At 65.9% G+C, this 17,640-nt stretch carries 17 protein-coding genes and 1 pseudogene; 4 read left to right on the top strand and 14 right to left on the bottom strand.

The features are described from left to right. From ING15_RS15105 to ING15_RS15080, 7 genes are all read right to left on the bottom strand, one after another. Entirely contained in the window at positions 1 to 285 is a 285-nt protein-coding gene (locus ING15_RS15105; RefSeq protein WP_206455669.1) for a helix-turn-helix transcriptional regulator, read from the bottom strand. 141 nt (positions 286 to 426) lie between these two features. Further along, positions 427 to 963: a DUF2285 domain-containing protein gene (locus tag ING15_RS15100; protein WP_332873839.1), complete on the bottom strand. Its 537-nt coding sequence runs from the start codon at positions 961 to 963 to the stop codon at positions 427 to 429. Beyond that, complete coding sequence (locus ING15_RS19560; RefSeq protein WP_232845792.1) at positions 875 to 1,195, bottom strand: transcriptional regulator domain-containing protein; 321 nt, start codon at positions 1,193 to 1,195, stop codon at positions 875 to 877. The genes ING15_RS15100 and ING15_RS19560 overlap by 89 nt, the downstream gene beginning before the upstream one ends. A 121-nt stretch (positions 1,196 to 1,316) precedes the next feature. Further along, positions 1,317 to 1,580: a DNA -binding domain-containing protein gene (locus tag ING15_RS15095; RefSeq protein WP_206455668.1), complete on the bottom strand. Its 264-nt coding sequence runs from the start codon at positions 1,578 to 1,580 to the stop codon at positions 1,317 to 1,319. Positions 1,581 to 1,724: 144 nt separating this feature from the next. Continuing rightward, a complete protein-coding gene (locus tag ING15_RS15090; RefSeq protein WP_206455667.1) occupies positions 1,725 to 1,976 on the bottom strand; it encodes a helix-turn-helix domain-containing protein in 252 nt (83 codons plus the stop codon). A 186-nt stretch (positions 1,977 to 2,162) separates the two neighbouring features. Then, entirely contained in the window at positions 2,163 to 2,486 is a 324-nt protein-coding gene (locus ING15_RS15085; protein ID WP_206455666.1) for a DUF736 domain-containing protein, read from the bottom strand. Positions 2,487 to 3,667: 1,181 nt separating this feature from the next. Further along, positions 3,668 to 3,835: a hypothetical protein gene (locus tag ING15_RS15080; RefSeq protein WP_206455665.1), complete on the bottom strand. Its 168-nt coding sequence runs from the start codon at positions 3,833 to 3,835 to the stop codon at positions 3,668 to 3,670. A gap of 330 nt (positions 3,836 to 4,165) precedes the next feature. Between ING15_RS15080 and ING15_RS15075 the strand changes: the two genes are divergently transcribed. After that, positions 4,166 to 4,726: a flavin reductase family protein gene (locus ING15_RS15075; RefSeq protein ID WP_206455664.1), complete on the top strand. Its 561-nt coding sequence runs from the start codon at positions 4,166 to 4,168 to the stop codon at positions 4,724 to 4,726. An 11-nt stretch (positions 4,727 to 4,737) separates the two neighbouring features. Here ING15_RS15075 and ING15_RS15070 read toward each other — a convergent pair whose 3' ends face one another. From ING15_RS15070 to ING15_RS15045, 7 genes and pseudogenes are all read right to left on the bottom strand, one after another. Then, positions 4,738 to 5,676 (bottom strand): DUF2493 domain-containing protein, encoded by a 939-nt coding sequence (locus ING15_RS15070; protein WP_206455663.1) that lies wholly within the window; start codon positions 5,674 to 5,676, stop codon positions 4,738 to 4,740. A 363-nt stretch (positions 5,677 to 6,039) separates the two neighbouring features. Further along, complete coding sequence (locus ING15_RS15065) at positions 6,040 to 7,083, bottom strand: DUF7146 domain-containing protein (RefSeq protein ID WP_206455662.1); 1,044 nt, start codon at positions 7,081 to 7,083, stop codon at positions 6,040 to 6,042. After that, positions 7,080 to 11,438 (bottom strand): strawberry notch-like NTP hydrolase domain-containing protein, encoded by a 4,359-nt coding sequence (locus ING15_RS15060; protein ID WP_206455727.1) that lies wholly within the window; start codon positions 11,436 to 11,438, stop codon positions 7,080 to 7,082. The genes ING15_RS15065 and ING15_RS15060 overlap by 4 nt, the downstream gene beginning before the upstream one ends. A 149-nt stretch (positions 11,439 to 11,587) precedes the next feature. Further along, positions 11,588 to 11,671: pseudogene (locus tag ING15_RS19550) on the bottom strand (DUF6117 family protein); the annotation flags it as partial. Then, a complete protein-coding gene (locus ING15_RS15055) occupies positions 11,668 to 12,078 on the bottom strand; it encodes a hypothetical protein (protein WP_206455661.1) in 411 nt (136 codons plus the stop codon). The pseudogene ING15_RS19550 and the gene ING15_RS15055, both read right to left, overlap by 4 nt. Positions 12,079 to 12,196: 118 nt before the next feature. Beyond that, a complete protein-coding gene (locus ING15_RS15050) occupies positions 12,197 to 14,329 on the bottom strand; it encodes a ParB/RepB/Spo0J family partition protein (RefSeq protein ID WP_206455660.1) in 2,133 nt (710 codons plus the stop codon). A 145-nt stretch (positions 14,330 to 14,474) separates the two neighbouring features. Continuing rightward, complete coding sequence (locus ING15_RS15045; protein ID WP_206455659.1) at positions 14,475 to 15,437, bottom strand: ArdC family protein; 963 nt, start codon at positions 15,435 to 15,437, stop codon at positions 14,475 to 14,477. A gap of 343 nt (positions 15,438 to 15,780) precedes the next feature. Between ING15_RS15045 and ING15_RS15040 the strand changes: the two genes are divergently transcribed. The 3 genes from ING15_RS15040 to ING15_RS15030 are packed head-to-tail and all read left to right on the top strand — an operon-like array spanning position 15,781 to position 17,444. After that, positions 15,781 to 16,056 carry a metal/formaldehyde-sensitive transcriptional repressor gene (locus ING15_RS15040; RefSeq protein ID WP_206455658.1) on the top strand — a complete coding sequence of 92 codons (276 nt, stop codon included), beginning with the start codon at positions 15,781 to 15,783 and terminating at the stop codon, positions 16,054 to 16,056. A gap of 11 nt (positions 16,057 to 16,067) precedes the next feature. Continuing rightward, a complete protein-coding gene (gene dmeF / locus ING15_RS15035; protein ID WP_206455657.1) occupies positions 16,068 to 17,021 on the top strand; it encodes a CDF family Co(II)/Ni(II) efflux transporter DmeF in 954 nt (317 codons plus the stop codon). A gap of 9 nt (positions 17,022 to 17,030) precedes the next feature. Next, on the top strand, positions 17,031 to 17,444 hold the full coding sequence (locus ING15_RS15030) for a YkvA family protein (RefSeq protein WP_206455656.1): 414 nt from the start codon (positions 17,031 to 17,033) through the stop codon (positions 17,442 to 17,444). Positions 17,445 to 17,640: the final 196 nt, after the last annotated feature.

The following is a 17,640-nucleotide window of genomic DNA, read 5'->3' as shown; positions in this document are numbered from 1 at the left end:
TCAGCGACCCGCGCGACCGGCGAACGCCGGCGGCAGGACGTCGTGGCGCTTGGCCGGAAGGACGGTGCCGCGGCCGGGATCAGACGTGGAGCTCTTCGCGCCGAGGTCGGCCCAGGACTGGAGGTCCTCGACGGCATAGACGACGCGGCCGCCGAGCTTGCGGTAGGCAGGTCCAGTGCCGTAGGTGCGGTGCTTCTCCAGCGTCCGGCCGGACAGGCCTAGGAAGCGCGCTGCTTCAGGCGTTCTGAGAAATCGTTGCGGCACGCCGGTGGGATTGGCGGACATGATCGGCCTCCGTGGGTTCGGTTCGCAGCGCCGAACATCGACGGCGAGCGAGGGCCACGTTGGCGGAGGACTGCCGCGAGAGGGGAGGGCGAAGATGATGGTCGCAAAATCGCACCCCTCGCTCAGGGGCACGGGAGCGCGTCAGGCCCGGCGTCGATGCAGGAGCTGGCGGTAGCCGCCGTCGATCATCCCGCGGCCGTCGCGGACGAGGCGGATGGTGGCATCCCGTAAGGCCGAGGTCTTCCACGGATCGGACGCGACGCGGTCCGCGCCGAAGATGACTTCGGCGATTTCGCGGTAACTCGCCCCCGACGTCTTCCCGTCGAGTGCCTGGAGCATGTGCTTGAGGCGGCGCCGGCGCTGCGCCGTCAGGCGCATGTCGGGCGGCGCGGGCGGCCGGTGCAGACCGCGTATCAGGCGGGCGAGCGCCTCCAGCCGGTCGAGTGCATCGCCATCGAGCGGCACGAGCGCTGTGAGCGGTTGACCCGGCCGTGCGTCGCCCAGCAGCTGAACATGGATGGCGGCAAAACCTACGCCGTGAACGATGTGCAGGCCGTCGTCTCCGAGGCGCGCAGCGACGGGATCGAGGTCAGCCGGCGGCGTGCCTTCGCGGCCAGGAAGCAGTGGCGCGGCCGTCAGCATGACCGTGCCGGGATCGGCTTCCGGCGCCCAGAACACAGGCTGCTCGGTGGCAGCGAAAGCGGGGCGGACAGGGAAATCGCACGCCCCACCGCAACCTCGCCAGGTTCGTCAGCTGCGTGGCAGCGCGAGGGCGACGTTCGATCTCGGCATAGTCGCGCTGGTATTCGGCGTTGCGCCGCAACCACTCCCACGCAAGATCTGATGGGATGAGGTCGTCCAAGTAATCGTAAGTCGATGAGGATCGCCATCGAGACGTGTCAGGCTTCATCGGCGGTCTCCCGGGCTCGCATGGATGGTGCATGGACCGGCCGATACGATTCCCGGTTGCAAACGCTTGGTAAAGTCCCGGCCGACGCACCATCCGTTGCGTGAGACGCACTCCTCCGGGGTCAGTGCCGGCCTTCTCGGACAAGCTCACGATAGCCGTGCTCGGTCATCCAGCGGGCACGGGCGAGATGGGTGTCGTGGACACGGCGGGCCCGCCCCGGCTCGCGGTCAGGATCCAGACCGAAGAGAACGGAAACGGCCTCACGCCAGTCGGCACCGTCCGCCTCGGCATCGAGCAAGCGGATGTAGGTTTTCATATGCTGTCGATCATACGCGGTGAGCGTCACGCTCTCCGGCGGTTCGTCTTTGAAATCATTTTGCGTCATAGCGCTCCTCTACAATCGTCCTGAAGCCGGGGTTGGGATGCTTTGACCATCCGAATATTTCGGAACGGTATGGGGCGGCGACGAACGGACGATAATCGTCCAGCTTGCGATCTCCGAAGGGATGGTCCCAGACAGGGCCGAGCGTTAGGGCGCCGCGCTGTTGATGGAAGTTCGGACAATCATGACTCCCTCGCCTCGGTCGGAGGTCAAGAGAACGATGCCGGCTGCTTCAAGCGTCCTGCGCACCTGATCGCGCGTCGATTCATGCACCTTGAGCGCGTTGGCGGACTCAAGGCGCTTGAGCGCGGTCAGCGATACCAGGGCCTTGTCAGCGAGCGTCTCCTGATTCCAACCAAGCAACGCGCGCGCGGCCCGCGTCTGTCGGGCGGTGATCATGCATGATCACCTCCTACGGACTCAGCTACGCGCACCACGAAAACAACTATAATAGTCGCCTTACCCACGATCGAACAGCAGAAACTGCCTGTGTGGGCCTTCTGGTGCCGATCCGATCCCGGCCTGATTCGGTCGCCCTGAAAGAGCTAGGCCCCGCCCGGTCTGACGGACGGGGCGTCGCGGGCCTCAGTCGCCGTTGCGGCGAGTGGGGCGGGACCAGATGAGGCTGTGGCCTTCGTCCTCGTCGTCGAAGAGATTGGCGTAGATCGGAGCATTGAAGCTCGGATCGTCCAGCTTCACACCCAGATAGTCGCGGCCCTCGGTGGAACGCTTGGCCCAAGCGGCGCCGATTTCCGCGCGGCCCACGAAGACCCGGTGGGAAGGGGCGTTCTCGCTGGTTTGGCTGGCTTCAGGGACGATGCGGACGCCCTTGGCCTGGACGCTGAGGGTGATGATCTCGCCGGCGAACTCGTTGGTGCTGGTCTTCTTGAAGGTGCCGATGGTCGCCATGATAAGTCTCCGTTGCTCTCTTGTTTCGAGCCCGCGCCCATCGCGGCCTCGATGGCGATCGGCAGGCCGGAGGCGATCGACGGCGCATCGCTTGCGACCGCAGCGTGAGCGGAGGACGGCGACAGGCGACTTTGTTGTTTCGCGAGGAATGACGGCGCAGCCGGCAGGGGAAGAAAGTCGATCGGCGCCGTTGCGTCATAGGCGATCGAGACGCAGCCGACCTTCGGCCAGATCAAGCCGTTGAGAGGCGGCAGGGGAGCGCGCGACCCGACAGAGGACCGTCAAAGGAGACTTGGCCCACCAACTTGACCCGTAACGGACCTGGCACGCGGCGCGTCGGTGACGCACCCACACAGGCCGGAGCCCGCGCCTGCATCGCCCTCCATCCGGCCAGCGCGTCAGAAGCTCCCTCGTACCGGATTAGTAAGCCGGGCACGATGTCGTCGAACGGCCGGACTTCAGCCTCCACCACTTGCCGCGAAGGTGAGATGTGAAGTGGGTTCGAATCCGATTCATGGCGGCGACAACCGTTACACTTCCCAGGACAGGATGATGCGGCAGCGCGCCTTGTCTGGACGTGCCCGTCGCCAGGATTGACGATCAGCGCCGTGCGAGCGCGTGCCCGGATTGACCAGGCGGGGCCATCGCGACTAGGCGCGTCCAGGCTGTTGCGCCAACGGCGACCGCGCCGATCACCGAGAAGGCGATTTGCCAGCCTTCGGAGGGCATGGTGAGTTTGGTGAGGCCAAGGTCGCGTGATAGCCGGCGACGGCGGCCGGAGCTGCGAAGGCGAGGGCGATCGCCAAGCGGATCCACACTGAACGGACGGACGTGAAGATGACCTGGGCCACGCCCCACGTCACCCCTGCCGCAAAGGCGCCGATCAGCACCCCACCAATGGGTCCGGCGCCGGTATCGTAGGCCCATAGGCCAACGGTGACGCCGGCAAAGAAGGGCAGCGCGTAAACGGCGAGTGTGAATAGAAGCCAACAGAAGAAGCCGATGCCGGCGACTGAAGCAAGAATACCGAGGGCGATCAGGATGGTGGTCTCCGTGACAAAGGGTCGAACGGTCGCGCCTCCACCACCACCACGGCGCAATGCTGAATATAGCCGAAGATGAGCGGCGGCGGGAGCGGAAATCCGGTGGGACTTCCACTTCCACGGCGAAGCCGGCCTCGGTCAGGGGGCGAAAGGGTCGAACTCGTGCACGATGGCGGCTGTATCGCCGTCGTACTCGTTGGCTGGCATGACGCCGAGGCTGCCGTCGCCGGCCTGAAAGATGATGATGGCGACCATGAGGGTGGTGGCGAGGCTGAATGCGAAGGCGTGTGCGTCATTGAGGGACATTGTTCCGGCTCCTGTCTTGGAGGCGGGGGCCATCCCCCGCGCGACAGGCGCCCGATGTGTCCAGCCGAGGGCCGCGATCACCGCGAGGAATAGCCGAAGCGGCGGCATGCTCGCATAGCCGACCCTTCACGGGTTGATGGCGTCAGGCCCTCGACTGGATCAAGGATCAGCGCATTTGGAAGCGGGGGTGGTTTTCCGTCCATCTCAGGAGCCTTGGGGTAGGCCCTCGACGATGCTTCGGTCGGGAGCTGACCTGCCGCGCTCTTGGTCGTGATGCCGCAGCCACGGTGGCTACAGTATCGGCGAGATCAACGGCGGACAGGACGGGCGATGACAAAGCGATATGAGAAGAACGACCTGCCGGTGGGCCAGATGCGGCGCTATCTGGAACCGGGTCCGATCGTACTGGTGTCGTCGGCGTGGGAGGGAAAGACCAACATCATGACGCTGGGCTGGCAGACGGTCATGGAGTTCACGCCTTCGCTCGTCGGCTGCTTGATCTCGAGCGGCAATCACAGCTTCCAGATGATCAGAAACAGCTGCGAATGCGTCATCAACCTGCCGACGACGAAGCTCACGGACACGGTGGTCGGCATCGGCAACACGTCCGGCGCCGAGATCGACAAGTTCACGGAGTTCGGCCTAACGGCCGAGGACGCCCATGAAGTCGGAGCGCCGCTGATCCGCGAATGCCATGCAAGCTTCGAATGCCGCTTGCACGACGATGCGCTGGTCGAAAAATATAACTTCTTCATCTTCGAAGTGGTGAAGGCTCATGTCGCGGCGTCGCCGAAACATCCCGAAACGCTGCACTACACTGGTGACGGCGTATTCATGGTGTCCGGCAAGATCATTAGCCGGAGATCCCAGTTCCGGCCGGAGATGTTGTGAGACGACGGCGCTCACGCGCCGCCTCTCTTGCGGAAGTCGAACAGCTTGATGCCGAGCTTGCGGGCCTTGTCGGCGAAATTGTCCTGGATGCCGGTGCCCGGGAAGACGATGACGCCGATCGGCAGAACGTCGAGCATGGCGTCGTTGCGCTTGAACGGCGCGGCCTTGGCGTGCTTCGTCCAGTCGGGCTTGAAGGCGACCTGTGGCACTTTGCGCGTGTCGGCCCACTTCGCAGCGATCAGTTCGGCGCCCTTGGGCGAGCCACCGTGCAACAGAACCATGTCCGGATGCTTGGCGTGGACCTTGTCGAGCGTCTCCCAGATCAGCCGGTGATCGTTGACGTCGAGTCCGCCAGTGAAGGCAACCTTTGGCCCGGTCGGTAGCATCACCTCGGTTTCTGCCCGACGCCTGGCGGTCAGGAAGTCGCGGCTGTCGATCATCGCCGAGGTCAGTGCACGGTGATTGACCATTGATCCGGAGCGCGGCCGCCAGGGTGAGCGGGTGTGGCGCTCGAATTGCTCGGCGGCCTGGTCACGCATCAGCTCGAAGGCGTCGCGGCGTTCGAGCAGGGTCTGTCCCTCGGCGATGTGGCGCTCCAGCTCGACCGACTTCACCTCGGAGCCATCCTGTTCGCGTTGGCCGCGACGTTGCGCCTGCTCGTTGTCGTCCAGCTCGCGCTCGATCCGGGCGGTGGCGCGGTGGAAGAGATTGACGGTCGACCAAAGGATTTCGTCGAGGTCGGGTTCGAGGCGGGTTTCACCCATGCTCGTGATCAGGGCGTCGAAGATATCGGCGATGGCGCCGGCGACGACGTTGCCCTCGGGAAGCGGCCTCGGGTCGGGTTCGTCCTGAAAGGGGCGGTAGCCGTAAAGCTGCAGTTCGGACAGGAGGTGGTCGGTGGGGGAAGAAGCGTGGTGAGGTTCGTAGGTGTCGTCGAGATCGGCTGTCATGGGGCTCGTCCTTCGTCGGGTGACCGCGACCGCCGCGGCCTTCATGGCGACGAAAGGCGGCTGGCGGTCCCGACCTGCACCCGGAGCGACGCGCAGGGCCGGAGCGTCAGCGGAGGATGGCGAAGGCCGGCTATTTTGTTTCGCGCTGCAAAGCCCGAAGTCGGGGTCCCCGCGCGGCTTGCCGCGTGGGGTGGAAAGGGCGGCGGAAAATAGCCGGGCGCAGCCATTGCCGGTCGGGACCGCTTGCCGCCCCGATCGCCCTCTCAGAAGGCCGTGGTCGCGGCTCTTTCGATGGCACGTGGAGGGGCCCGTAGCCGATGCGAGACACCGGCCACGACCCTCACTTCACGTTCCCGTTTCGACCTATGCCGCAATCTGCATGAAGCGGGCGACGTCTTCCGGTGCGATCTGAACCCGCACCGCCGCCCGAAGCGCATCGATGCCGAGCGTGCGGAGATCCTCGTTGAAGTCCCCGAGCCGTGGCGACAGGGTGATCGCCTCGATTCCGACCGCCTGCGCCCGTTCGACCAGGCATGCCATCGCGTGATCGCCGGCAGGATCGTCGTCGCGAGCGATGTAGAGCCGTCGCAGCGTCGCCGGGAACAGGATGGCGGCGAGATGTGCAGCCGAGAGCGCCGCCACCATCGGCATGTGAGGGAGTGCCATTCGTAGCGACAGCATGGTCTCGATGCCTTCCCCGGCCGCCATGACGTGCGTAGCGCGGTCGAACCGGACGGCGTTCCCGAGAAGGTCTCCCATCGCCCGCCTCGGCGTGTCGATCGGCGCCTTGCCGCTTCCGTCGGGCGACAGCCATGTGCGGTGCGCCCCTGTGATCCGGTTGTCGAGATCGTTGACGGACGCGATCATCGCCGGCCAGGTCTCGGTCGGGCTGAAGCTGTCCGGGCGATAGTAGCAGCGTGGATGGAAGCGCAGGGCCCCGGTTCCGTGCAAAGCCGTAATGCCGCGTTTGCGCAGATACGTCTCCACGATGGTGCCCGTAATCGGCTGCGACATGGAAATCAGCCGCCGTGCTGATTCCGGCGATCCCGCCGGTGCGGATGACGGCCGGGGCTGCGGCTGAGGGCCGGGCTCGGGTTGGGGCAGGCTGAGGAAGCGTCGGGCCTCGTCGGTGACATCCTTGAAGTCGAGCAGGCCGCAGCTTTCACGGATGACATCGAGCAGATCGCCATGCTCGCCGGTTGCGGCGTCGGTCCATTTGCCGGCTGCGCCCTTGCCGGACTCGGCTCCCTTCAGCCGGACGAACATCGAGCGGCCCGGATTGTTCTGGACGTCGCCGACCAGCCAGTAGCGGCCTTCGCGCCGACCGTTGGAGAGATATTCGCGGCAGACGGCCTCGGCGTCGCGGCCGAGACGTTGCGCCAGATCGGAAGCGTCGCGGGCCATCATGCCGCCTCCCGTTCGGCGATCCGCGCGAGCGGATAGCGTTCGAGCACTTTCGCCAGTATGGCGGGGCCAGCGGCGTCGGTCGGCACGAACATGCGCAGCTTCCAGGAGATGATCTCGTGGAACAGGCCATAGGTGCGCAGGCGATCGCGCATCGTGTCGGTGAAGCCGGACAGTTCGATCCGGTTCACGCCCATGACACGGACCCTGCGAAGCTGGAGCTCCTCGGCGAGATCGAGGATGGTCTTGCCATCCATCAGCGCCGTGAAAGCGTCTTCGGGGCTCAAGGTGCTGCTGCCCGTTGCAGTCGCACCCGCGACCCAGGCGGGGGAGACGCGCCGCCCGACGATGCGCTCGCCGGTGTCGGTCTGGAGACGATAGACGCGCGTCGACTCGGTCGGCAGGCGCTTCCAGATCGGCAGCAACAACCCGGAGACAATGTGGATGGTGCTGTCGGTAAACGTCGGCACCTCCGTCAGTTCCGCCTCCCAGGCGCGATCGAACACCTGGCGGTCGGCTTCGACCCAATGGGTCTGCGGCATCATCGCCAGCGGCATGGCGGGATGCTCCATCGGTCGGATGAGCCGGACGCGGCGTTCGACCTCGCCGTCGTCGAGCATCAGGCTGCTGGTCGGAACCTGCACGGCGGCGCGACCCGACTGCCCGTTGATGAGCAGCACCGCTCGGGAATCGGTGAGGTGGTTCAGCGCTTCGTCGAGCGTGACCGGCCGGTTGCGCTCGCGCTGGGTGATGGTGAGAAGCCGGGTCTCGGCGGAGGTGCCCGGATGGGTGTAGATCGCCTGACGGTCGGTGACGACGAAGCTCTCGGCGGTCAGGGTCTCCAGCCCGACGTCATAGACGCCCGACGCGATAGCTCCCTCGATGCGAGAGGACAGCAATTGCTCGAACGCCGTGAACAGGATGTTCTGCAGGTCGATGGTGAGAGCCAGCAACCGGTTGAGGAAGGTCGTGATCGGCGGCAGCTCATCCTTGATGCCGCCCGAATCCATCAGTGACAGGCCGGTCGCATCCTCGAACATCTGCAGTGAGCAGCCCTCGACCTTGCCCCGCACCAGCAACAGGTAGAGCTGGCGCAGAGCATCGCGGGCATACTGGCTCTCCAGATTGTCCTCGGGCCGGAACAGGCCCTGGCCGCCGGTCTGGCGCTGGCCCTTGGTGATGGCGCCGAGGGTGTCGAGCCGACGGGCGATGGTCGAGAGGAAGCGTTTCTCGGCCTTGACGTTGGTCGCGATCGGCCGAAACAGCGGCGGTTGTTGCTGGTTCGTGCGATTGGTGCGACCGAGCCCCTGGATGGCGGCGTCCGCCTTCCACCCCGCCTCGAGCAGATAGTGAACCCGCAGCCGGCGGTTCTTCGCCGACAGCTCGGCGTGATAGCTGCGCCCGGTTCCACCTGCCTCCGAAAACACGAGGATGCGCTTGGCATCATCCATGAACGCCTGCGTCTCGGCGAGATTGGCGGAGCCGGCACGAGTCTCTACCATCAGGCGGTCGACGCCGCCGGCGCCGGTCTTGCGGATGATGCGCCGCGAGCGACCCGTCACCTCGGCCACCAGATCGGTGCCGAAGCGCTGGACAATCTGGTCGAGCGCGCCGGGAACCGGCGTCAGCGACGCCAGCCGCTCGATCAATCGGTCACGCCGGGCGACAGCCTCGCGGCTCTCGACCGGTTGGCCGTCGCAATAGACCGGCCGCGATGACAACTTGCCCTCGCTATCGGTGAACGGCTCGTAGAGCGGCACCGGGAATGAATGGGCGAGATAGTCGAGGACATACTCCCGCGGCGTGATGTCGATCTGGACGTCGCCCCAATCTTCGGTCGGGATCTCGGCCAGGCGTCGTTCCATCAGCGCCTCGCCGGTGGAAACGATCTGGATGACGGCGGCGTGGCCCTCTTCCAGATCGCGCTCGATCGACCGGATCAACGACGGTGTCTTCATGCTGGTAATCAGGTGGGAGAAAAAGCGCTGCTTGGCGCTTTCGAAGGCCGAACGCGCGGCGGACTTGGCCTGAGCATTCAGGGTCCCGGTCGAGCCGGTGATGTTCGCCGCCTGCATCGCCGCATCGAGGTTGTTGTGGATGATGCCGAACGCCCCGGCATAGGTGTCATAGATGCGGACCTGTTCGTCGGTCAGCGTGTGCTCGAGCAACTCGTATTCAACGCCCTCGTAAGAAAGTGACCGAGCTGCGTAGAGGCCGAGCGCCCGAAGATCGCGCGCGAGCACCTCCATCGCCGCGACGCCGCCGGCCTCGATCGCCTCGACGAATTCTGCCCGTGTGGCAAAGGGGAAATCCTCGCCGCCCCAGAGGCCGAGGCGCTGGGCGTAGGCGAGGTTGTGCACGGTCGTCGCACCGGTCGCCGAGACATAAACGATGCGCGCATTCGGCAGCGCGTGCTGGAGGCGCAATCCCGCACGGCCCTGCTGCGAAGCGGCCTGGTCGCCGCGCTCGCGCTTATCGCCCCTTTGGCCACCGGCGGCGTTCTGCATGGCGTGGCTCTCGTCGAAGATGATCACCCCATCGAAGTCGGAGCCCAACCAGTCGACGATTTGTCGGACGCGCGAAACCTTCTCGTCGCGCGCGTCGGAGCGCAGCGTGGCGTAGGTGGTGAATAGGACGCCTTCCGCCAGCCGGATCGGTGTGCCCTGGCGAAAACGCGAGAGCGGCGTGACCAGCAGGCGCTCCATGCCGAGCGCCGACCAGTCGCGTTGAGCATCCTCGATCAGCTTGTCGGACTTCGACACCCAGACGGCCCGACGGCGGCCTTTCAGCCAGTTGTCGAGCAGGACGCCTGCGATCTGGCGGCCCTTGCCGGCACCCGTGCCATCCCCGAGAAACCAGCCTCGGCGGAAACGGACGGCGTTGTCAGCGTCGTCGCGCGCGGCCGAGACGAGGTCGAAGGTCTCGTCGACCGTCCATGATCCGGCGAGAAGGGTGTCGTGGGCCTCGCCGGCATAGATCACGCTTTCGAGCTGCGCGTCGGAGAGCAGGCCGTCGCTGACAACGGCGGGCGGCAAATGTGGGCGATAGCTCGGGGTCGGGGGTGCGACCGAGGCCATCGCCGCCGACTGCACAAGTTTGGTGGGATGGGCCTGAGAGCCGGGAATACGGATCGCCTGCAATCCGTATTCTTCATACAGCGACTCGGTGATCCGGCCGCCTTCGTCCGGCTTCCAGTCCACGGGCTCATAGGCGAATTCGACGCCTTCTGGCTCAACCATCGCCGCCGAGCCGAACGACGGGTGCGTGGCGTAGGCGCGGACCGTTCGGGGCATGACCGAAGGTGCGACCGAGGCGATGACGACGGACGGTGCGACAGGAAGCCGAGCCGGAACGTGGCTTTCGATCCAGCCCAGCAGCGTTGCGACATCCGGCGCAACGCCAGGCGATGTTGGAAACATGGTCGCATCATCGGCCGCAGCCTTGTCGACCACGGTCAGGCGGGTGTCGATGGTCGTCCCGTGCTTGGCGTATACCGACCCGTCGATGGCGGCCGAGAACACGACGCGTCCGCGTTCCTGCAGCCGCACGAACGCATCTCGCCAAGTCGGGTTATCGGGTGAGAAGCTCGACCCGGTGATCGCGACCAAGCGGCCACCGTCGGCGAGGCGGGACAGGGCCGATGCGAGATGGCGAAGCGCGGCGTCCGCCATCCGGCCGTCGACATTCGCCATGACCGAGAAGGGCGGGTTCATCAGCACGACGCTGGGAACGAGACCAGCATCGAGATGATCGTCGATCTGCGCCGCATCGAAGCGGGTCACGGGGATGGCCGGGAACAGGTGGCCGAGCAGCCCGGCGCGTGTCTCCGCCAGCTCGTTGAGGATAAGCGATCCACCGGCAAGCTCGGCCAGAATGGCGAGCAGGCCGCTGCCGGCCGAAGGCTCCAGCACGCGGTCGGCCGGTGTGATAGCCGCGGCAACGCTCGCCGTGAGCCCCAATGCGATCGGTGTCGAGAACTGCTGGAACGTCTGGCTCTCCTCGGAGCGTCGGGTGTGGGTGGGGAGAAGGCCCGCGAGCTTGCCGAGCATCGGCAGCATGGCGGTGGGCGACGCGGCTTTGGCGCGGATCGCCGGGCCAAACTTGCGCAGGAACAGGACCGTTGCCGCCTCGCAGGCGTCGTAAGCGGTCTTCCAGTCCCAGGCGCCGGCCGCGTCGGAGGCGCCGAAAGCGGTCTGCATCGCTTTACGCAGCATGGCTGCGTCGATGCGACGGCCCTGCTCGAGATCGGGGAGCATGAGCCGTGCGGCCGCAAGAATGCGAGCGGCGGGGTCAGTGTCGTCGAGCGCCGCAGGAAGGCGTGCGGCCGGAATGGCGGACGCGACAGCGGAAGAAGTCATCATGGTGTGGAGCCTTGGGAGAGCGGGGACGGATCGAACCGCGGGACGCTCTCTCTCGACCCCGTCGGCTCAAACCTGTCCCGGCATCCCTCTTCCTCTCAGGCCGCGGCCCTGAGCCGCGCCACCACGTGATCCGCTCGTCGCGGCTGGCATTCCATCAGGGCGAGATTGCCGCCTTCAGCGGCGCGCAGCAGTGTCACGAAGTTCGTGCGGGCGTGGTCGGGGATGCTCATCGCCGGCCCCCGGAAAGTGTGTCGGCGAGCCAACCATGGGTGGCGATCCACGCGACGGTCGAGCGGTCACCGAGATCGAGGATGTGGGCGCCGCCGCCGAAGGCGTTGAGACGTGGCCGCGAGCAGGTGTTGGCCCAACGGAAACCCCAGCGGCCCTTGAGACCAAAGGCGACGGCGCAGCGAAACGCAAAGTCGATCACCTGCTGCGGATCTCCTGTCGTCTCATCGTACATCCACAGTTTCGAGCCGCCGTGGTCGGGGTGGATCGACAGTCGAAAGTCCTCCGACGGCGGGTCTTCGCGAGCGGCTTCCTCGGCAAAGACGCGATAGAGGTCGAGCGCGCGGGCGGCGTTGTCGGGCGTACCGACATCCAGCAGACACCAGAAATGAGTGAAGAAGTCAGCCATTGGAAAAGCTCCTGAAACGGCGAAAGCCCGGCGGCCCTGTCGCGCAGGGTGCCGGGCTTTCGGTTGGATCGAGATGGAGGAATGGAGGGCGACCGGGGCCGCCCTCGCTGGCGGTGGACTATTCGGCCGCGATCATGTGCGACTGATCCGCCTCGACTTCGACGGCAGGCTCTTCGTCCTTGGCGGCGAGGAAGTTGGGTAGAGCCTCGATCTCGCCGGCCGGCATATCGGCGCCGGCGTCAGCGTCGATCAGGCGCAGCGGCTCGGGCAACCAGTTGGAGCCGTCGAGCAGCCGTTCGGCTTCCCGGGCCATGTCGCCCTTCTTGAGGTGGTCGATGAGCTGCGCCGATTGCTCGCCCTTTGCTTCGCGCACCGCCTCGAGGATGCGGGGCTTGGTGACGCGGCCGAGATAGTTGTCGACGGTGGGCCGCCAACCAGCGTCCACCATGTCGAGACCAACGGCGCGGGCCAGGCGATCGGCGTGCTTAAGGCGGCGTTCGAGGCCGTGCTGCGACAGGCCGGCGCCGCCGTAGCGGTCGACCTTCTCATAGAGGGCGTTGACGCCGGAGGAGACGCAATGCGCGAGCAACGCGGAACGGCTGGCGTCATCGAGGGCGACCAGCCAGTCCCACAGCTCGTCCTCGCCGGTCGGCAGGTCCGTCTTCCAGTCGTCCTGCCGCGCGGCGATGGCCTTGGCCGACGGGCTGTCCTTCAGGTCGGGCGCCTGAACGGAGAAGAAGACGTGCCGAACCGAGGCCTCCAGGCATCCGCCAGACGACGCGGTCCGCTGGAAGGTGTCGAGCACCAACTTGTGCAGCAGCGCCGTCAGGGTGACGTGCGGATTGTTGGCGAGGGCGTCGCGCAAGGCCAACGTCCGATGCGCGGTCAGCTCGATGAGCAGACGCTCGGGCAGCGGCTTGATGGCGTCGTCCTCGTCCTCCTCCGGTTCGGCCTGGCCGCCGATCGTGATGACCGCACCCTGGACGACGGGCGCCGAAGGATCGGATGCGGCGGGCGCGATGCCCTCGGCGTCGGTATCGCCTTCGCCATCCACCGTGACCGGCGCCTCGTCCTCGGGGCGAACGTAGCCGCGATCGACCGACAGCTTGCCGTCGCCGTCGATGCTGACGAACACGCCGGCACGGACGATGTCGCTGGGGTCGTAGATGACAGGGCGGTCGTCGAAGGCGGCCAGCGCCGTCTCGATCTCGCCAAGCCGTTCATCCACTTCGTCCGGCAGCTCGTCGGCGCCTTCATACTCGGCTTCGAGCTTGGCGTATTCGGCGTTCAGCGCTTCGATCGTTGCCTGTTCCTCGGCGCTGAGATCGGCGCTCGCGCCGGGGAGCTCGCGCAGGCCGTGGTCGTAGCCGTAGGGCGTCTCGACGGCGACCGAAATCCACTTCCACCCCTCGGCGGCGACGGCTTCGGCCTCCGCCTTAAGCTTGTCGGCGACCAGGCGGTCAAGGAGTGCGACATCCTCCAGCCAGCCGCCATCGTCGTTCTGGAACAGGTCGCGCATTATGACGCCGCCAGCCTCGGCGTAGGCGTCCAGGCCGACGAACTGCGCGCGCTTGTCGGCGGCGTGGACCGTCGTCTCCGTCAGCATGCGGCGGATTTGATAGGCCTCCTTGCTGTAGGAGCGCTGGATCACCTCCCAGACCTGCGCCTGACGGGCGTGGTCGTGCGTGACTGTGAAGGCCATGAGCTGCTCCAGCGTCATGCCGTCCTCGGCGTAGAGGTCGAGGAGGCTGGGAGCCACGGCGGCGAGGCGCAGGCGCTGCTTCACGACATTGACTGGGACAAAGAAGGCCGCGGCGATGTCCTCCTCGGGCTGGCCCTTCTCGCGCATCGCCTGAAAGGCGCGGAACTGGTCGAGCGGATGCAACGCTACGCGCTGGATGTTCTCGGCCAGCGAGTCCTCCTCGGCCGTGGTGGCGGCGTCGGCGGCTTTCGGGAGGCACGGCACCGGCGCGGTCTTGGCGAGGCGCTTTTGCTTGACGAGGCGTTCGAGCGCGCGATAGCGGCGCCCGCCGGCCGGAACCTCGAACATGCCGGTCTCGACGCCATCGGCATCGAGTATCGGTCGGACGTTGAGGCCCTGAAGCAAGCCGCGCCGGGCGATGTCCTCGGACAGGTCCTCGATCGAGACGCCGGCCTTCACGCGCCGGACGTTGGACTGGCTGAGCACCAGCTTGTTGAAGGGAATGTCGCGCGAGGCGCTGAGGGTGATCTTCTGAACTGCAGTAGCCATCGGGTAGTCTCCGCGACGGGCGCCGAGAGCCTCTCTCTCGACCTAAAACCCGTCACGAAAAACCCGGCACTCCTCTCACTCTTCCGGCCACAGAACCGGGAAGCCGGGGAAACGTATTCCCGGCTCCACGTTTCGGCGTGGCCTGTCACGCCGCTTCCTGTTGGTCATCCGCCGATGCCGCCGTCGCATGCTCGCCGATACCCGGCTGGAAGCCGAGGATGAAATCGGCCGCCTTGCTGGCCTGGCTGGCAGCCCGAACGATCGCGCGGTTGTCCTCGCGCAGCACCTCCAGCCACGAGCCGATATAGTCGGCGTGGCGCACGATCGGCACGATGCCGAGGGAGGCGCAGACAAAGGCGCCCGCCATCTCCGCTACCAGCTCCTCACGCGCATAGGATTTCGAGCCGAAGGAGCCGGAGTGATCACGGCTGAGACGGGAGGGATGGCCTGTCCAATGGCCCAGCTCGTGGAAGGCAGTGCGGTGCCAGTTGATCGGCTCAAAATAGGCGGCCGGGGGCGGCACCTGCACATAGTCGAGCGCCGGGACGTAATAGGCGCGGCCGCCGCCGATACGGAAATCTGCCCCGGTCGCGGCGATCAACGCCTCGGCCTGGGGTTCGATCATGCCGGGTGGCGGCGGAGGCGCGACCGCGGCGATATCTTCCGGGAGATTCTCGCACTGGTCGGTGTTGAAGACGGTGAAGCGCTTGAGGAACGGGATCGCCTGCGCTTCGTCGCCGTTCTCGCGGGCCCGCTTCTTCTCGTCGTCGGGGATGAAGCGATCGGCATAGACGACGGTCGTCCCGCGCTCGCCCTTGCAGACATTGCCGCCGAGCGACAGGGCTTGGCGGAAGGTGAGCCAGCTCTGGCCGGCAAGGCCGTGTTCGATGACCGCGCCCCAGAGGATCAGGACATTGATCCCGGAATAGCGCCGGCGGGTCGATGCGTTCTGCGGCATGGCCAGCGGTGCTTTCGCCGCCGCGGTGTCCCAGGGCTGGACCCAGGGAATCCGGCCAGTCTCCAGCTCGGCGATGATCTTGCCAGTGATGTCGTCATAGAGGTTCGTCCGGTCGGCGCCGGAACGGGGATGGGTGGACTGTCTGGACATCGCGGTTCTCCGCGACGGGCGCCGGGAGCCACTCTCCCGATCCTCAACCCGTCACGGCAAACCCGTCCGCACTCTCACTCTCGATGCGCCGAAGGGCACGAACGCGCGAAGCCGGTGGCGGCCGTGCGGGGATCGGCGGGGCGTTGCGGGGCGGCAGGCCCCGCAGAAGGGGTCGGCCGAGACCTTGGCTCGGCCGCAGGGGAAGGCTTTCCCCAACCCTGAAAAAGGCAAACTGCCCGTTGACCCAGAACCCACGTCACCGGCAATCCCGGTGCTTGCCGATGACGCCGCATCGTGACCGAGGTCTAGCAAGCCGATGTATTATACTATAGGGGAGTACCCTATGGCCCACACATCATCCAACAAGGATCAACTCATCGCCCGCATCCGCCGGATCGCCGGGCAGATGGCGGCCGTCGAGCGCGCGCTGGATACGGATGCCGGGTGCTCAGCCGTTCTACAGCAAGTCGCTGCGGCTCGCGGCGCGATCAACGGACTGATGGACGAGCTGATCGAGGACCATTTGCGCGAGCACGTCGCTCGCCCGGATCTCGATGACGCAGCCCGCGCTGCCGGAACCGACGAACTGATCGCTGTCATCCGGCGCTACGCGAAGTAAAGAGGTCAGTCATGGCGACAATTTCAGAGATCGACGCCCTTTCCCATTCCCATGTGTTTCTGGGCAAAGCGCACGATGAGAATGCTCGTCGAACATTGTGGGTCGTCGGCCTGACTGCGGTGATGATGGTCGGTGAAATCATCGCCGGCACCGTCTACGGCTCGATGGCCCTGCTCGCCGACGGATTCCATATGGCGACACATGCGGGCGCGCTCGCGGTCGCGGCAGGCGCTTATGCCTTCGCCAGGCGCCACGCGACAAGTTCCCGCTTCACATTTGGCACCGGCAAGGTTGGCGACCTGGCCGGCTTCGCGTCCGCGCTCATCCTGGGGGTCGTTGCGGTCGGCATCGCTTTCGAGTCTGTCGTCCGGCTATTGAACCCGCAAACGGTGGCCTTCGGTCAGGCAACGCTCGTCGCGGTGATCGGCTTGGCCGTAAACGTGGTGAGCGCGCTGCTGCTCTCGGGCGGGAGCCATCATCATGGACATCGTCACAGCCATGATGACCATCACGCCCACGACCATCATGATCACCGTGACGGTCAAACCCTGACGCATCTAAGCCGAGACAACAATCTGCGTTCGGCTTACATCCACGTCCTCGCGGATGCGTTGACCTCGGTGCTCGCGATCGGCGCGTTGCTCGCCGGGCGTTATCTCAATTGGGTGTGGCTCGACCCGGCAATGGGCATCGTCGGGGCAGTTGTCATCGCGCGCTGGTCTTGGACGCTGATGCGTGACACGGCCGCTGTGCTCCTCGATGCTGCTGATCCTGAGCTGGAGCGCGAGGTGCGCGAGCATGTTGAGAAAGGCGACGCCCGGATCACGGACCTGCATGTCTGGCGCGTTGGGCCTGAAGCGCACGCCGCGATCATCAGCGTGACCGGCGGAGTGGATAGCGAGGAGATCCGATCACGACTCAGGCCGGTCCACGAGCTGGCCCATGTGACGGTGGAGACCCGGTAGGCCTTGGCGATGGCAACCGAAACATTTCTGGGCCGGGCCAAAAGGTGGGCGCGGAGAATCAAGCGGGACGTCGTCGCACTCTGGATCGCAGCGCGCGACCCTCACGTTCCTTGGTATGCCAAGGCGCTCTGCGCAGCCATCGCCGCCTACGCGCTATCGCCGATCGACCTCATCCCCGACTTCATTCCCGTGCTCGGCTACCTCGACGACGTGATCTTGCTGCCGCTCGGCATCTTGCTCGCTGTCCGGCTAATACCCCCGGACCTTATGGCCGAGTTTCGAGCGGAGGCGAACGCCCGAGCTGAGCGGCCGGTCAGCCGGGTGGCGGCCGCCGTCATCATCGGGCTTTGGATTGGAAGCGCGGCCCTGCTGCTTTGGGCGTTCTGGTCGAGAGCCGCGGCTGATGGACCCGGAGAGTTTTAGCACAACCTGGGCCCCCGCCGCTGATGGGGTGTGCCGGCGAACGTGTCGGCGGCAAGGGGAAAGCATTCCCCCACAGACCCATAGTGTCAGCCGGTCATTTTGAAGTAGCGCTATCGAACGGCCGGGCTGACCGACACGCCACTCGTTGCGTAAGTAAAAGTAAGCTCTTGCGCTAAGTGTTGCGTGCAATGGCTAA

This window comes from Aurantimonas marina (assembly GCF_017183135.1).
GTDB lineage: Bacteria > Pseudomonadota > Alphaproteobacteria > Rhizobiales > Rhizobiaceae > Aurantimonas > Aurantimonas marina.
The sequence above is the reverse complement of the archived record's forward strand: the minus strand, read 5'-3'. Positions and strand labels throughout refer to the sequence as shown.

Excerpts from the sequence above, each read along its gene's own strand:
- ING15_RS15090 (WP_206455667.1), bottom strand. The coding sequence starts at position 1,976 with ATGATCACCGCCCGACAGACGCGGGCCGCGCGCGCGTTGCTTGGTTGG.
- ING15_RS15050 (WP_206455660.1), bottom strand. The coding sequence starts at position 14,329 with ATGGCTACTGCAGTTCAGAAGATCACCCTCAGCGCCTCGCGCGACATT.
- ING15_RS19560 (WP_232845792.1), bottom strand. The coding sequence starts at position 1,195 with ATGAAGCCTGACACGTCTCGATGGCGATCCTCATCGACTTACGATTAC.
- ING15_RS15045 (WP_206455659.1), bottom strand. The coding sequence starts at position 15,437 with ATGTCCAGACAGTCCACCCATCCCCGTTCCGGCGCCGACCGGACGAAC.
- ING15_RS15095 (WP_206455668.1), bottom strand. The coding sequence starts at position 1,580 with ATGACGCAAAATGATTTCAAAGACGAACCGCCGGAGAGCGTGACGCTC.
- ING15_RS15085 (WP_206455666.1), bottom strand. The coding sequence starts at position 2,486 with ATGGCGACCATCGGCACCTTCAAGAAGACCAGCACCAACGAGTTCGCC.
- dmeF (WP_206455657.1), top strand. The coding sequence starts at position 16,068 with ATGGCGACAATTTCAGAGATCGACGCCCTTTCCCATTCCCATGTGTTT.
- ING15_RS15030 (WP_206455656.1), top strand. The coding sequence starts at position 17,031 with ATGGCAACCGAAACATTTCTGGGCCGGGCCAAAAGGTGGGCGCGGAGA.
- ING15_RS15080 (WP_206455665.1), bottom strand. The coding sequence starts at position 3,835 with ATGTCCCTCAATGACGCACACGCCTTCGCATTCAGCCTCGCCACCACC.
- ING15_RS15055 (WP_206455661.1), bottom strand. The coding sequence starts at position 12,078 with ATGGCTGACTTCTTCACTCATTTCTGGTGTCTGCTGGATGTCGGTACG.
- ING15_RS15105 (WP_206455669.1), bottom strand. The coding sequence starts at position 285 with ATGTCCGCCAATCCCACCGGCGTGCCGCAACGATTTCTCAGAACGCCT.
- ING15_RS15070 (WP_206455663.1), bottom strand. The coding sequence starts at position 5,676 with ATGACAGCCGATCTCGACGACACCTACGAACCTCACCACGCTTCTTCC.
- ING15_RS15075 (WP_206455664.1), top strand. The coding sequence starts at position 4,166 with ATGACAAAGCGATATGAGAAGAACGACCTGCCGGTGGGCCAGATGCGG.
- ING15_RS15060 (WP_206455727.1), bottom strand. The coding sequence starts at position 11,438 with ATGACTTCTTCCGCTGTCGCGTCCGCCATTCCGGCCGCACGCCTTCCT.
- ING15_RS15065 (WP_206455662.1), bottom strand. The coding sequence starts at position 7,083 with ATGATGGCCCGCGACGCTTCCGATCTGGCGCAACGTCTCGGCCGCGAC.
- ING15_RS15040 (WP_206455658.1), top strand. The coding sequence starts at position 15,781 with ATGGCCCACACATCATCCAACAAGGATCAACTCATCGCCCGCATCCGC.